The sequence below is a fragment of the Dactylosporangium sp. NPDC050588 genome, assembly GCF_040654975.1.
In the GTDB taxonomy this organism is placed as follows: domain Bacteria; phylum Actinomycetota; class Actinomycetes; order Mycobacteriales; family Micromonosporaceae; genus Dactylosporangium; species Dactylosporangium maewongense.
In genome coordinates this window covers 79,449-92,988 of the sequence record NZ_JBFAJA010000021.1, presented here as the reverse complement: position 1 = coordinate 92,988, position 13,540 = coordinate 79,449, and the positions used below count along the sequence as shown (strand labels likewise).

General features: G+C 74.4%; 12 protein-coding genes. 6 read left to right on the top strand and 6 right to left on the bottom strand.

The genetic code is table 11. From position 1 onward, the window contains the following. Nucleotides 1-110: 110 nt before the first annotated feature. Genes AB0I21_RS16815 through AB0I21_RS16805 form a run of 3 tightly spaced genes read right to left on the bottom strand, consistent with a single transcriptional unit; the run spans nucleotide 111 to nucleotide 3,319 of the window. A complete protein-coding gene (locus AB0I21_RS16815; protein WP_360561988.1) occupies nucleotides 111-947 on the bottom strand; it encodes a DUF4437 domain-containing protein in 837 nt (278 codons plus the stop codon). Continuing rightward, nucleotides 944-2,425 carry an AMP-binding protein gene (locus AB0I21_RS16810; protein ID WP_360561986.1) on the bottom strand — a complete coding sequence of 494 codons (1,482 nt, stop codon included), beginning with the start codon at nucleotides 2,423-2,425 and terminating at the stop codon, nucleotides 944-946. Before AB0I21_RS16810 ends, AB0I21_RS16815 begins: the two co-directional genes overlap by 4 nt. A gap of 27 nt (nucleotides 2,426-2,452) precedes the next feature. Beyond that, on the bottom strand, nucleotides 2,453-3,319 hold the full coding sequence (locus tag AB0I21_RS16805; protein WP_360561984.1) for a hydroxymethylglutaryl-CoA lyase: 867 nt from the start codon (nucleotides 3,317-3,319) through the stop codon (nucleotides 2,453-2,455). 55 nt (nucleotides 3,320-3,374) lie between these two features. Between AB0I21_RS16805 and AB0I21_RS16800 the strand changes: the two genes are divergently transcribed. The 3 genes from AB0I21_RS16800 (at nucleotide 3,375) to AB0I21_RS16790 (ending at nucleotide 6,454) form a co-directional block, all read left to right on the top strand. After that, nucleotides 3,375-4,568 carry a CoA transferase gene (locus AB0I21_RS16800; protein WP_360561982.1) on the top strand — a complete coding sequence of 398 codons (1,194 nt, stop codon included), beginning with the start codon at nucleotides 3,375-3,377 and terminating at the stop codon, nucleotides 4,566-4,568. Then, nucleotides 4,568-5,191 carry an isochorismatase family protein gene (locus AB0I21_RS16795; RefSeq protein ID WP_360561981.1) on the top strand — a complete coding sequence of 208 codons (624 nt, stop codon included), beginning with the start codon at nucleotides 4,568-4,570 and terminating at the stop codon, nucleotides 5,189-5,191. The genes AB0I21_RS16800 and AB0I21_RS16795 overlap by 1 nt, the downstream gene beginning before the upstream one ends. A 63-nt stretch (nucleotides 5,192-5,254) precedes the next feature. Continuing rightward, a complete protein-coding gene (locus AB0I21_RS16790; protein ID WP_360561980.1) occupies nucleotides 5,255-6,454 on the top strand; it encodes an acyltransferase in 1,200 nt (399 codons plus the stop codon). An 85-nt stretch (nucleotides 6,455-6,539) separates the two neighbouring features. Here AB0I21_RS16790 and AB0I21_RS16785 read toward each other — a convergent pair whose 3' ends face one another. The 3 genes from AB0I21_RS16785 to AB0I21_RS16775 form a co-directional block, all read right to left on the bottom strand. Continuing rightward, a complete protein-coding gene (locus AB0I21_RS16785; protein ID WP_360561978.1) occupies nucleotides 6,540-7,760 on the bottom strand; it encodes an MFS transporter in 1,221 nt (406 codons plus the stop codon). Further along, nucleotides 7,757-8,503 carry a sulfite exporter TauE/SafE family protein gene (locus AB0I21_RS16780; RefSeq protein ID WP_360561976.1) on the bottom strand — a complete coding sequence of 249 codons (747 nt, stop codon included), beginning with the start codon at nucleotides 8,501-8,503 and terminating at the stop codon, nucleotides 7,757-7,759. The genes AB0I21_RS16785 and AB0I21_RS16780 overlap by 4 nt, the downstream gene beginning before the upstream one ends. A gap of 87 nt (nucleotides 8,504-8,590) precedes the next feature. Continuing rightward, nucleotides 8,591-10,024 carry a dihydroorotase family protein gene (locus tag AB0I21_RS16775; RefSeq protein WP_344498666.1) on the bottom strand — a complete coding sequence of 478 codons (1,434 nt, stop codon included), beginning with the start codon at nucleotides 10,022-10,024 and terminating at the stop codon, nucleotides 8,591-8,593. Nucleotides 10,025-10,099: 75 nt separating this feature from the next. On the opposite strand from AB0I21_RS16775, the gene AB0I21_RS16770 reads away from it, so the two are divergent. Genes AB0I21_RS16770 through AB0I21_RS16760 form a run of 3 tightly spaced genes read left to right on the top strand, consistent with a single transcriptional unit; the run spans nucleotide 10,100 to nucleotide 13,505 of the window. Next, the gene (locus AB0I21_RS16770) at nucleotides 10,100-11,296 is read left to right on the top strand and encodes a CoA transferase (protein ID WP_344498664.1); all 1,197 of its coding nucleotides are present in this window, start codon (nucleotides 10,100-10,102) and stop codon (nucleotides 11,294-11,296) included. Then, nucleotides 11,296-12,117 carry a cyclase family protein gene (locus AB0I21_RS16765; RefSeq protein ID WP_360561974.1) on the top strand — a complete coding sequence of 274 codons (822 nt, stop codon included), beginning with the start codon at nucleotides 11,296-11,298 and terminating at the stop codon, nucleotides 12,115-12,117. The genes AB0I21_RS16770 and AB0I21_RS16765 overlap by 1 nt, the downstream gene beginning before the upstream one ends. Further along, nucleotides 12,114-13,505: an MmgE/PrpD family protein gene (locus tag AB0I21_RS16760; protein WP_360561972.1), complete on the top strand. Its 1,392-nt coding sequence runs from the start codon at nucleotides 12,114-12,116 to the stop codon at nucleotides 13,503-13,505. Before AB0I21_RS16765 ends, AB0I21_RS16760 begins: the two co-directional genes overlap by 4 nt. Nucleotides 13,506-13,540: the final 35 nt, after the last annotated feature.

Below are 13,540 nucleotides of genomic sequence, written 5' to 3'. Positions count from 1 at the left end.
CCTGCCCCGAGGGCCGGCGCGCCCCGCGCATCCGCGCCCGAGGGCGGCCAGGGGGCACGACAAGGCCGCCGGCCCGAGTAGGGCGGCGGCCGTGCCGAGGTGAGGCGGGGTCACATGCCGTCGCCGGACCAGGCGCCTCTGGAGCGGGAGCGGACGGGGAGCGTGGAGATGACCGGGGCCTCGTGGGTGTGGTAGTTCTCGGCGGTGCCGCCCCACTTGACCCATTCGTCCGTGGTGTACCAGTTGATCAGCTCGCCGTCGGAGCGGATGATCCAGTCGATCTCGGTCTCGGCGATGAAGTGGCCGTGCTTCACGCCGGCGGGGCGGAAACAGTAGGTGCCCTCGTCGATGTCGCCGAAGTTGTAGGCCATCTTGCCGCTGAGCGTGTAGAACTCCTCGTAGCACGGGTGGTGGGCGAGGCGGTGGTCGCTCCAGCCCTTCGGCGCGCGGATCAGCCGGGTGTAGAAGCCCGTCACCGGGTCGCGGTGCAGCAGCTTGATGTAGAGCGGCGTGAGCGGGCCGACGGTCGGCGCCGCCACCCACTCCATCGCGTTGGAGTCGATGATCGACGGCGCGCCGTCGGCCCGGCGCGGGCCGTCGGGGTCGAAGCCGGCGTCGCCGTACTCGCGCCAGTGCAGCACGTGGCTGCCCTCGCGGATCTTGATCCAGTCCATCGGCACGCCCTTGGGGACCTGGACGTAGCCGCCCGGTCCGACCTCGGTCCCGCCGTACACCAGCGAACCCGACACGACGTAGAACTCGGTGTCGGCGTGCGGCACGCCCGGTCCCCGTCCCCAGTCGGCCGGGAACTGCAGGGACAGCGACGACGAGCCGTCCTCCTCGTCGGTGGACAGCCGGCGCTCGACGGCCTTGCCCTCCCCGAACGGCAGCTCGGCCGCGTGCCAGATGTAGTCGTCCTCGTGGATCAGCTCGACATGTGCCCTCAACCCGCGCTCCTCAGCTCTCGTTTCAGCACCTTGCCGGCCGCGTTGCGGGGCAGCGCCGCGATCGGCCGGATCTCCTTCGGCACCTTGTGCCCGGCGAGCCGGCCCCGCAGGTGCTCGCGCAGCGCGTCGGGCCGCAGCTCGGTCCCGGGCCGCACCACGACGTACGCGACGACCCGCTCGCCCCACCGGTCGTCGGGCTCGCCGACGACGGCGGCCTCCACGACCGACGGGTGCGCGGCCAGGGCCTCCTCGACGTCGCGCGGGTAGACGTTCACCCCACCGGTGATGATCAGGTCCTTCTTGCGGTCGACGATGGTGACGTACCCCTCGTCGTCGACGACCACGACGTCCCCGCTGGTCAGGAAGCCGTCCGCGGTGGTGCACTCCGCGGTCGCCGCCGGGTTGTCGAGGTAGCCGTTCATGAGGAACGGCGACCGGCTGAACAGCTCCCCCGGAGTGCCGCGGGGCACCGGCACGCCGTCGTCGTCGACGACCCGGATCTCGGTCATGAACCACGGGTGCCCGACGGAGCCGGCCTTGCGCCGCGCGTCGGCGGGGCGCAGGTTGGTGATGACGCCGGCCTCGGTGGAGCCGTAGAGCTCGTGCACGCCGGCGCCGGGGAACGCGGACAGGACCCACTCCTTGAGCGCGACGGGCAGCGCGGCGGCGTTGAAGTACAGCGTGTCGAGGCTGCGCAGGTCGTGCCCGGCCAGGCCGAGCTCGCGCAGCCCGACGGCGTGCGTCGGCACCAGGAACACCGACTGCAGCCGGTCGCGCTCCACCATCGCCAGCAGCGCGCCCGGGTCCCACGAGCGCAGCATCGACACCGTCCCGCCGGTGAAGACCGACGCGTAGGCGAACGCGAACCCGGCGCCGTGATACATCGGCGCGACCGCGACGGTGCGCCGGCCCGGCCCGAGACCCCATTCGAGGGCGGTGCAGTAAAAGGTCAGGCAGCGCGAGCGGTGACTGATGAGCACGCCCTTCGGCGCGCCGGTGGTCCCGGAGGTGTACGCGATGCAGAACGGGTCCTGCTCGCCCACCGGGACCCACGGGTCGGTCCCCGCGGCGCCGGCGAGCACGGCCTCGTAGTACGGGCCGAGCGGCAGCGTGAAGCCGACGTCCACCGCGCGGTCCTCGAGCGCGGGGTCCAGGATCAGCGCCCGCGCGCCGGAGTGCCCGGCGATGTAGGCGGTGTCGGCGGCGGTCTGCCGCGGGTTCAGCGGCACCATCGGCAGGCCGGCCTTCGCCAGCCCGGCGGCGATCTCGCAGTATTCGAGGCGGTTGCCGGACAGCACCGCGACGGGGTCACCCGGTCGCAGACCGACGGCCAGGAGCGCGTTGGCGAGGCGGCTCGCGCGGTCGTCGAGGGCGGCGTAGGTGAGCGTGCGGTCGCCGTCGATCACCGCGACGGTGCCCGGGGTCGCGCGGGCGAACTCCCGCACGCCGTTGGCGATGTTCAGCTGAGCGCCAGTCACGGCGTAATGGAAACACCGTTTCCATTCTCAATCAAGGGTCCGGCCGAGCATGGCCGGCGCCTGGATGCCGAGCCGCGAAGCGATCCAGGTGCCCGCACCGGCGAGCGCGGGCAGGTCCAGCCCGGTCCCGACGCCCATGCCGTGCAGCAGGTAGGTGAGGTCCTCGGTGGCGATGTTGCCGGTCGCCCGCGGCGCGAACGGGCAGCCGCCGATCCCGCCGATGCTGGCGTCCAGCGTCGTGATGCCGGCCTCCAGGGCGGCGACGGCGTTGGCGTAGCCGGTGTTGCGGGTGTTGTGGAAGTGTGCCCGCAACGGCACACCGAGCGCCCCCAGCTCCGCCGCGAGGGTCCGCACCTGGGTGGGCACGCCGACGCCGATCGTGTCGGCGATCGCGATCTCGCGCGGGCCGCTCTCGAGCGCCGAGGCCGCGATCCCGAGCACGCGGTCCACCGGCACGGCACCGGTGAAGGGGCAGCCGAACGCGGCCGCGATGGTCAGCGAGGCGGGGATCCCCGCGGCGGCGACCTCGTGCCACACGTCGAGGGCCTCCGCCGTGGTGGTGCCCTGGTTGCGGCGGGAGAACTCGTCGGAGGCGACCACCACCATGTTGACCTCGTCCACCCCGGCGGCCAGGGCCCGGTCCAGCCCGCGCCGGTTGAGCACGAGGCCGATGTACGTGACGCCGGGCCGCCGCGGCACCGCCGCCATCACCGCCTCGGCGTCGGCCATCTGCGGCACGCGGCCGGGGTGCACGAACGCGACCGCCTCCAGTCGGCGGATTCCGGCGTCGAGGGCGCGCGTGATGTAGTCGACCTTCACCTCGGTGGGCAGCAGGACCTTCTCGTTCTGCAGGCCGTCGCGCGGGCCGACCTCGACGATCTCCACCATGACCATCGCACTCCCGGTTCCTCTAGCGAAACAACGTTTCCCAACCGTACACTGCCGAACCATGGGTGGTCCGCTGTCTGATATCCGTGTCCTGGAGACCGGGACGCTGCTCGCAGGCCCGTTCGCCGGGCAGCTCCTCGGCGACTTCGGTGCCGAGGTCATCAAGCTCGAAGACCCCGGCAAGGGCGACCCGATGCGCGAGTGGGGCCGGGAGAAGCCGCACGGTCAGTCGCTGTGGTGGCCGGTCGTGGCCCGCAACAAGAAGTCCGTGACCTGCAACCTGCGCACCGCCGGCGGGCAGGACCTGGTGCGGCGGCTGGTCGCGTCGTCGGACGTGCTGGTCGAGAACTTCCGGCCCGGCACCCTGGAGCGCTGGGGCCTCGGCTACGCCGAGCTGTCGGCGATCAACCCGCGGCTCGTCCTCGTCCGCGTCACCGGCTACGGCCAGACCGGCCCCTACGCGCCGCGCGCCGGCTTCGGCTCGATCGGCGAGGCGATGGGCGGCATCCGGCACGTCACCGGCGAGCCCGACCGCCCGTCCAGCCGGGTCGGGGTCTCCCTCGGCGACGCGCTCGCCGGCACGATGGCCGCCTACGGCGCGGTCATGGCCGTCCACGCACGGACCCGGACCGGTCGCGGGCAGGTCGTCGACTCCGCCATCTACGAGGCCGTGCTCACCTACATGGAGTCGCTGCTGCCCGAGTGGGTCGTCGCCGGGTACCAGCGCGAACGCACCGGCGCGATCCTGCCCAACGTGGCGCCCAGCAACGCCTACCCGACCGCCGACGGGGTCGACATCCTCATCGCCGGCAACCGCGACACCGTGTTCGTGCGCCTGTGCGAGGTGATGGGCCGCCCCGACCTCGCGCTGGACCCGCGCTACGCGACGCACGGCGCGCGCGGCGCCAACCAGCAGGAGCTCGACGACCTGATCGCGGCCTGGACCGCCACCCTGCCGGCGAACGAGACCCTCGCGTTGCTGCATGCGGCCGGTGTACCGGCGGGCAAGATCTACCGACCGGCCGACATGCTCGAAGACCCGCACTTCGCGGCCCGCCAGTCCATTGTGGACGTCCCGCACCCCGACTTCGGCGCGCTGCCCATGCAGGCGCCGGCGCCCCGGCTGTCGGACACCCCGGGCTCGATCCGCTGGGCCGGCCCGGCGCTCGGCGAGCACAACGCCGCCGTGTACGGCGAACTGCTCGGCCTGTCCGCTGACGAGCTCGACAAGCTGCGCGCGGACGGCGTGATCTGATGTCGCTGGACGATGACTACGTCGGGGCCGGGTTCTCCGCCCGGCTGGGCTGGGGGGCGCGGCCGGCGCTGCTGCTCGTCGACCCGGTCGTCGCCTATCTGTCGCCGTCGTCGCCGCTGTACTGCGCCACCGCGGCCGACGCCCTCACCGCGATGGCGTCGCTGCTGGCGTCCGCCAGGTCCGCCGGGCTGCCGGTGGCGTTCACCGCCGTCGGGTTCGCCGACGAGACCTGCTCCGAGGCGCCGCTCTTCGCCGCCAAGGTGCCGGGCCTGCGGGTGTTCGCCGACGGCTCACCGCTCGCGGCGCTGCCCCCGGAGCTGGCGCCGCTCCCCGGCGAGCTGGTGCTCCGCAAGCACTACGCGAGCGCGTTCGCCGGGACCGCGCTCGCCGCGTGGCTGACCGCCGCCCGCGCCGACACCGTCGTCATCGGCGGCTACTCGACGTCGGGCTGCGTGCGGGCCAGCGCCGTCGACGCGCTGCAGGCGGGCTTCCGGCCCATGGTGGTGCGGGAGGCGTGCGCCGACCGGGCCCCCGGCCCGCACTCCGCGAACCTGTTCGACCTCGACGCGAAGTATGCGGACGTCGTCTCCCTGGAGTCGGCGCGGCGCGCCATCGCAGGATGAGGTTCGATGTGAGGCGCTTCCGGACCGCCCTTGTGGATGCGCATCGTTCGTTAAACAACTGGGGTGGATCGTAACAGCCGCCTGCCGTCGCTCACCGGACTGCGCTGGGTTGCCGCGTTCATCGTCTTCGGCCAGCACCTGCTCGAGCAGTACTACAATCCGCAGCTCGTCGCGCCGAAGCCCGTCCGGTCCGCGGTCTGGGCCCTGCTCGCGCACGGCGGCGGCCTCGGCGTCTCGTTCTTCTTCGTGCTGTCCGGCTTCGTGCTCGCCTGGTCGTTCCGCCCCGGCATGCCGGCGACGACGTTCTGGTGGCGGCGCTTCACCAAGGTGTACCCGCCCGCGATCGTCACCACCGTGGCGGCGGTCTTCATCGTCGGCGGCGCCGGCCCGCTGCAGCTGGCCACCCACCTGACCCTCACGCAGAGCTGGCTGCCGCGCCGCGACGTGTACACCGCGCTCAACATCGTCAGCTGGTCGCTGTCCTGCGAGGTGTTCTTCTACCTGTGCTTCCCGCTCCTGCTCGCCGGCCTGCGCCGGCTCGGGCCGGCCGGGCTGTGGGCGATCGCGGTCATGATGGTCGAGTGCGTCGCCGCCCTGGCCACGAACCTCGTCCACGCCCCGCACGAAACCGCGGCCTTCGTCGGCTACGTCCTGCCCCCGGTCCGCATGGCGGAGTTCACGCTCGGCGTCACGGTCGCGCTGCTGGTCCGCAAGGGCGCGTGGCGCGGCCCCGGCCTGCGCTGGTCCCTGGCGCTGGTGCTCCCGGCGATGCTCGCGGGCCTGTTCGTCCCCTACCCCCTCAACGAGCACGCCCTGATCCTCGTCCCCGTCACCTGCGTCGTGGCCGCCGCCGCCCGCGCCGACCTGTTCGGCCGCAAGACCTTCTGGTCGCGCCCCGCCATGGTGTACCTGGGAGAGCTGTCCTTCGCGTTCTACCTCGTGCACTTCCTGGTGATCATCGCGTTCAACCGCACCGGACTCCTGCCGCACCAGGCCGGCCCGGCGCAGGCCCTGGTCGCGACGGTGTCCGTGCTGTGGTTCAGCCTCATCGCCGCCATGCTGCTCTACCACGGCGTCGAACTACCCGCCCTCCGCCTGATGCGCCGCACCGCCCCGGCCCCCGCCGCCGGCCGCCACCGCCGCATCGCCCTGACGTCCGCGCCCGCCGTCCCGAGGCAACGCCGGGAGCTGCCGGCCCACGCGGTGCCGGCCCCGCGCGCCCCCACCACCAGACCACGATCGCGCGCCCGGCACGCGCTGTAGCCGCCCCGGCCCGGGTCAGGACGGGTCGGTCGCCGTCGTCGACGGGTGGAGCGCGCGAAGGCCGGCGGGCGACTCGCGCCACGGGTCAGGGGCCGTCGGCCCCGGTCGCCGGCGGGTGGAGCGCGCGGAGGCCGGCGACCGCGAGCACGGCCGTCGCGACGGCCGCGGCGAGCGCGACCAGCAGGCCGCCGCGGGCACCCGAGCCGTCGACCGCCACGCCCGCCGCGGTCGCCGCGAGGGCGGAGCCCGCCGCGCTCGCCGAGCCGAGCCAGGCGAACGCCTCCGTCAGCACCCCGCGGTCGACGACGGCGTCGGCGAGGACGGAGCCGAGGACGATGACGACCGGAACGGCGGCCGCGGTCAGCACCGCTCCCGCCGCGACCCCCGCCAGGCCGCCGGCCGCCAGCGGCAGGGCGCCGAGTCCGAGCGCGGCGCCCGCCACGGCCAGCTGGGTGCGTGGGGTGACGGGCCAGGGGCGCAGGCCGTACAGGAGGACCGCGACGAGACCGGTGCCGTTCGACGCGGCGAAGAGCACGGCCGCCAGCTCCGGCGCGCCGCGCTCGACGGCGAACGCGGTCACGGCGATCGACATCGTGCCGAAGAAGCCGCCGATCGCGGTGTTCACGCCGACGAGCAGCAGGAACCCGGGTCGTCGCAGCGCCCGGCGGTGGTGCGACCGGTGCCGGCCGTCGGGCGCCACGACCGGCGGCGCGGTCCGCCGTTGCAGCGCGAGCAGCGACCCGCCGGCGACCACCAGCGCGGCGGCGGTCAGCGTGCCGAGGACGGGCCGGCCCGCCGCGGCGATCGCGCTCACCAGCGCCGGCCCGACGAGGTACGCGACGCTGTTGCTGAGCGACTCCAGCGCGTACGCCGACGGCAGCGCGGCCCGCCGCCCGCCGTCCAGCAGCGCCGACCACCGGGCCAGGGCGACCGCGCTCAGCTGCGGCAGGCTCGCCCCGACCAGCGCACCGGCGGCGGCGAGCAGCCAGCCCGGCGCGTGCCCGGCGGCGCCCGCCACGAGCGCACCGACCGCCACGGCGTGCACGACGGCCCCCGGCAGGAGCACCCTGGCCTGCCCGAACCGGTCGATCAGCCGCCCCACCTGCGGCCCCACCACGGCGTCCGCGACGGCGAACGCCCCGGTGACCAGGCCGGCGGTCGCGTAGGACCCGGTCGCGTCCCGGACCAGCCACACGATGCTGAGGCTCGTCATGGCGATCCCGACCCGGCCGCCGGCCGTCGGCACGAAGAACGCCGCCGCGCCCGGCGTCCGCAGCAGCGCCCGGTAGCTCACCGCGCCGGTCACCGGTACGCCTGCCAGCCCAGATGGACGGCGAGGCCGAGGCCCAGGGCGGCGATGACGCCCCGGAGCGCGGCCGGCGGGCTGCGGCGGATGACGACCGGGCCGAGGCGGCCGCCGACGAACAGGCCCGCGCCGAGCGGCAGCACGGCGAGCCAGTGCACCGGGCCGAAGAGCGCGAACGCGAGCGCGGCGACCGCGTTGGCCGCGCCCAGCAGGACGTTCTTCTCGGCACTGCCCTGCGCGAACGTCGCCGGGGTCAGCGCCAGCAGCAGCGCGAGCAGCACGATGCCGGCGGCCGCGCCGAAATAGCCGCCGTACACGCCGACCAGGGCGACCCCGCCCGCCAGGAACCACCCGTGGTGCCGGTGCGGCTCGGCGTCGGCCGGCCGGCGGGGCAGCAGGATCGCCAGGGACGCGCCCGCGATCAGCCACGGCACCACCACCTCGAACGTCTCCGCCGGCGCGAGCAGCAGCAGCGCGCTGCCGGTGACCCCGCCGGCGACCGCCGCGACCGCCAGCCGGCGCAGCCGCGCGGCCCGCCCGGCGAGCTCGGGGCGCGACCCGGCGATGGACCCGGCGCTGCTGAAGACGAGCGAGACGCTGTTGGTGACGTTGGCCGTGACGGGCGGCAGCCCGATCGCCAGCAGCACCGGGTAGCTGATCAGCGACGCCAGCCCGGCGACGCTGCCCACCAGCCCGGCGCCGACCCCGGCGAGGGGCAGCAGCGCATACATCCACCACGACACGCACCGCAGTCTTCCCCGGCGGCCCGGCGGCGCCGCCGGCAGGCCACCCGCGCCGGAGATCCGTCACACCGAGGATCGCCGGGGGCGTCAGCGGGCGACGAACGCGCCCCGGGGGTCGCCGACGACGGCGCCGTCGCGGTACGCCACCTGACCGCGCAGGACGGTGGCGACGGGCCAGCCGCGGACCTTGCGACCGGCGAAGGGGCAGTGGTCCTGGCCGGACAGGAGCAGCTCGCCGGTCACCTCCTGCTCCAGGTCGGGGTCGACGACGGCGAGGTCCGCGTCCTGGCCGACGAGCAGCGAGCCCTTGCGCGGCCAGAGGCCGTACGCGCGGGCCGGGTTGCCGGAGACCAGCTCCGCGACCCGGTGCGGGGCCAGGCCGCGCTTGTGCATGCCCTCGCTGAGCAGCACCGGGTAGAGCAGGCCGGTGCCGCCGAAGCCGGGCAGCGCCGGCCACAGCTCGTCGCCCTTGTGCTCCTCCAGGCAGCAGGCGTGGTCGGAGGCGACCCAGTCGACCTTTCCCGACAGGACCCCGTCCCAGAGCGCCGCGCTGTCCTGCGCGCTGCGGATGGGCGGGTTGACCTTGCCGCCGAGGCCGGACAGCTCGTCGTAGTTGAGGCAGAGGTGGTGCAGGGTGACCTCGGTGCGCAGGTCCAGGTCCGGGCGGGCGAGCCGGGCCTCGGTGGCCGCCGCCAGGGCCTCGCCGCTGGACAGGTGCAGCAGGTTCACCGGGCAGGCGGTCGCGGCCGCGAGGGTGGTGGCCTCGCCGATCGCGACCCGCTCGGTGAGCGGCGGGCGGGCGTCGGAGTACGCCTTCAGCGTCTGCGGGTCGCCGGCGGCGCGGACCCGCTCGATGAACAGGCGCATCAGCTCGGCCTGCTCGCAGTGCAGCGACAGCGAGACCCGCCGGCCGGCGTCGCGGGCCGCGGCGGAAACGGCGGCGGCGGAGACGGCCTCCATGATCTGGTAGAGGTGGCCGAGGTCGTACTCGTCGCTCATCGTGAACGCCTTCGCGTCCCGGGAGTCGGCGGACAGGTTGAAGCCCTTGTAGAACATGTAGTACTTGAACGAGCTGATCCCGTGCCGGTCCACGAGCGCGGGCACCTCGCCGACCTGGCGGGTGTCCATCGGCGCGAGGTGGAAGCCGAAGTCGGTCCAGGAGCGGCCGGACACGGCGGCCAGCACCTCGGGAAGGATGTCCTCGTAGGCGCCGGTCTTGTTCAGGTAGTGCTGCCCGGTCCGGAAGTAGGACAGGACGGTGGTGGCGCCGCCGACGAGCGACGAGCGGGTCTCCTCGGCCGCGTCCACCTCCAGGGGCCGGTAGATGCCGAGGTGGTAGTGCGCGTCCACGGCGCCGGGGAAGACCAGCTTGCCGGTCGCGTCGAGCACCTCGTCGGCGTCCGTGAGGTCCTCGCCGATCGCGGCGATCCGGCCCGCGCGGGTGGCCAGGTCGGCCCGGATCTCCCCCGTGTAGGGCAGCACCAGCGTGCCGTTCTTGATGATCAGGTCGTACCGCGACACGTGAAGCCCCTTCCCGGCGTTTCCCTCAATGTAACGGGGTTTCCATTTCGACGGAAGTGCCGTTAGGCTCAGGTGGTGGAACCGCAGCCCGCCCTGGCAGGCATCACCGTGGTGGACGTGTCCACCCTGTTCGCCGGCCCCCTCGCCGCCACCATCCTCGGGGACTTCGGCGCCGACGTCATCAAGATCGAGCATCCCGTGAAGGGTGACCCGTCCCGGGGCCACGGCCCCGCCAAGGACGGCGTGCCGCTGTGGTGGACCCTGCTGGGGCGCAACAAGCGCTGCGCGACCCTCAACCTGTCCAAGCCCGCCGGCGCCGAGCTGCTCAAGCGCATCCTCGCCGGCGCCGACGTGCTGATCGAGAACTTCCGGCCCGGCACCCTGGAGCGGTGGGGCCTCGGCCCCGACGTCCTCGCCGAGGTCAACCCGCGCCTGGTGATCGCGCGGGTGACCGCGTTCGGGCAGTTCGGCCCGTATGCGAACCGGCCCGGCTTCGGCACCCTGGCGGAGGCGATGAGCGGCTTCGCGGCCATCACCGGCGAGCCCGACGGGCCGCCGACCCTGCCGCCGTTCGGGCTCGCCGACGGGATCGCCGCCATCTCGGCCGCGCAGGCGGTGACCACGGCGCTGCTCGCCCGGCACGCCACGGGCCGGGGGCAGGTGGTCGACCTGGCCATCATCGAGCCGATCCTGACCCTGCTGGGGATGCAGCCGATGGTGTACGACCAGCTCGGCGTCGTCCAGGCGCGCACCGGCAACCGCAGCGTCAACAACGCGCCGCGCAACACGTACCGCAGCCGCGACGGCAAATGGCTCGCCGTCTCCACCTCCGCCCAGGCCGTCGCCGAGCGCGTGCTCCGTCTCGTCGGGCATCCCGAGGTGATCGCCGAGCCGTGGTTCGCGGCCGGGGCCACCCGCGCCCAGCACGCCGACCTCCTCGACGGCTACGTCGGCGACTGGATCGCGGCCCGCGACGCGGCCGACGTGATCGCCGCGTTCGAGGCGGCGGAGGCGGCGGTCGCCCCGATCCACGACATCGCCGCCGTGTTCACCGACCCGCAGTACGCGGCGCTCGGCACGCTGCGCGCCGTCGACGACCCGGTCCTAGGCCCGGTCCGCATGCAGAACGTGCTCTACCGCCTGTCCGCCACCCCCGGCGACATCCGGTGGACCGGCCCGCGGCTCGGCGCGCACAACGACGAGATCTACCGCGACCGGCTCGGCCTCACCGGCGAGGACATCGAGAAGCTGCACGCGGACGGGGTGCTGTGATGTCCGGGTTCCTCGAGGGTGCCACGGTCCTGGACCTCGCGCAGCCGATGCGCCGGGGCATGCCCCAGTCGCCCAACCACCCGCCGTTCCGGATGGCGCTCGAGCGTCGCCACGGCGACCTGGTCCGCCCCGACGGTGGTTCGGCCGCGAACGAGCTGATCGTCACCGGCGGGCACGTCGGCACCCACGTCGACGCCCTCGCGCACGTGTCGCAGGACGGCCTGCTGCACGGCGGCGTCCCCGCGTCCTCCGTGCAGAGCCACCTCGGGTTCGCCTCGCACGGCATCGAGTCCTTCGAGGTGTACGTCGGCCGCGCCGTCGTGCTGGACGTCGCCCGCGTGCACGGCGTCCCGGTCCTGCCCGCCGGCTACGAGATCACCGCCGGCGACCTCGACGCGTGTGCCGCCGATGTACGGCCCGGCGACGCCGTCCTCATCGGCACCGGCTGGTCGCGCCGGTGGGAGGAGCACGACGCCTTCATCGGGCAGCGCGACGGCACCCCCGGCCCGGGCGTCGCCGCCGGCGAGTGGCTCGCGTCGCGCGGCGTCAGGGTGGTCGGGGCCGAGACGATCGCCTTCGAGCACATCCCGCCGGGCAAGGGGCACGCGGTGCTGCCGGTCCACCGGATGCTCCTCGTCGAGCGCGGCGTGCACATCGTGGAGACGATGCGGCTGCACCCGCTGCTGGACACCGGCGCCCGCGAGTGCCTGCTGGTGCTCAACCCGCTGCCGATCGTCGGCGCGACCGGCGCCCCGGTCCGCCCGCTCGCCATCCTGCCGCCGGCCGGGAGCACAGCCGCGAACACAGGGGGTGCGGCATGACGTTCGTGGAGCGCCTCGCCGGGTTCGCGGTCGCCTGCCGGGACGAGCCGTTGCCGGCCGAGGTGACCGCCGACGTGCCCGCCCGGGTCCTCGACATCCTCGGGCTCGCGCTCGCCGCCCACGGCGACCCGGACGCCGACGCCGCGCCCGCGGTCCTGCGGTCGGTGCGCCGCTGGGGCGGCGCCGCGGAGGCGACCGTCATCGGCTCCGGCGACCGGCTGCCCGCCCCGGCCGCCGCGCTCGTCAACGGCACCCTGGCGCACTCCCTCGACTTCGACGACACGCATCTGCCGTCGGTGCTGCACCCGTCGGCGTCCGTCGTCCCCGCCGCCCTCGCCACCGCTCAGGCCACCGGCGCGCCGGGCTCGGCGGTGCTCGCGGCCGTCGCCGCCGGCGTCGAGCTGACCGACCGGCTCGGCATGGCGGCCTACGACCCGGCGATCGCCAACAGCATCTTCTTCGAGCGCGGCCTGCACGCCACCTCGATCTGCGGCGCGATCGGCTCCGCGGCCGCCGCCGCGCTGCTGCTCGGCCTCGACGCGCCCGGGGTCGCCTCGGCGATGGGCGTCGCCGCCAGCATGGGCGCCGGCCTCATCGAGGCGAACCGCACCGGCGGCACCGTCAAGAAGGTGCACTGCGGCTGGGCCGCGCACGCCGGCGTGTCCGCCGCCTACCTGGCCGCCGACGGGCTCACCGGCCCGCCGACCGTCCTGGAGGGCAGGTTCGGCTTCTTCACCGCGTACACGGACGGCCGCCGCGACGACGACGCGCTCCTCGGCGACCTCGGCACCCGCTGGGAGCTGCTGCGCACCGCGTTCAAGCCCTATCCGTCCAACCACTTCACCCACCCGGGCATCGACTGCGCCCTCGCCCTGCGCGCCGCCGGCCTCGACCCGTCCACTGTGGACTGGATCGAGCTCGGGGTGGCGGCGCCGACGCTGCGCACCATCGCCGAACCCGCCGCCGAGAAGGCCCGGCCGCGCAGCACCTACCACGGGAAGTTCTCCGGCCCCTACACGGTCGCCACGGCCCTGCTCGGCGGCGGCGGGCTCGGCGTCGGCCTCGACGACTTCACCGGTCCGCTCGACCCCGCCCGCCTCGCCCTGGCCGCCAAGGTCCGCTGCGTCGCCGACGACCGCGCCACGAAGATCTTCCCCCACGCGTTCGCCGCCGTCCTGCGGATCGGCGCCGGCGGCACCGTCCACGAGCACCGCGTCGACGCCTCGCTCGGCAGCGCCGAGGCGCCCCTCTCCCCCGCCGCCCTGACCCGCAAGTTCCAGCTCAACGCCGCCCGCGCCCTCACCCCCGACGCCGCCGGGGCGCTCGCCGCCCGCACCACCGCCCTCGCCACCCTGCCCACGGTGGACACCCTGCTCGGACAGTCGTGAAACCGTCGCTCACGTGACGGAGCGTGATCGCGCTG

Coding starts and splice junctions, on each gene's coding strand:
- AB0I21_RS16805 (WP_360561984.1), bottom strand. CDS start 3,319: ATGGTCATGGTGGAGATCGTCGAGGTCGGCCCGCGCGACGGCCTGCAG.
- AB0I21_RS16800 (WP_360561982.1), top strand. CDS start 3,375: ATGGGTGGTCCGCTGTCTGATATCCGTGTCCTGGAGACCGGGACGCTG.
- AB0I21_RS16795 (WP_360561981.1), top strand. CDS start 4,568: ATGTCGCTGGACGATGACTACGTCGGGGCCGGGTTCTCCGCCCGGCTG.
- AB0I21_RS16765 (WP_360561974.1), top strand. CDS start 11,296: ATGTCCGGGTTCCTCGAGGGTGCCACGGTCCTGGACCTCGCGCAGCCG.
- AB0I21_RS16760 (WP_360561972.1), top strand. CDS start 12,114: ATGACGTTCGTGGAGCGCCTCGCCGGGTTCGCGGTCGCCTGCCGGGAC.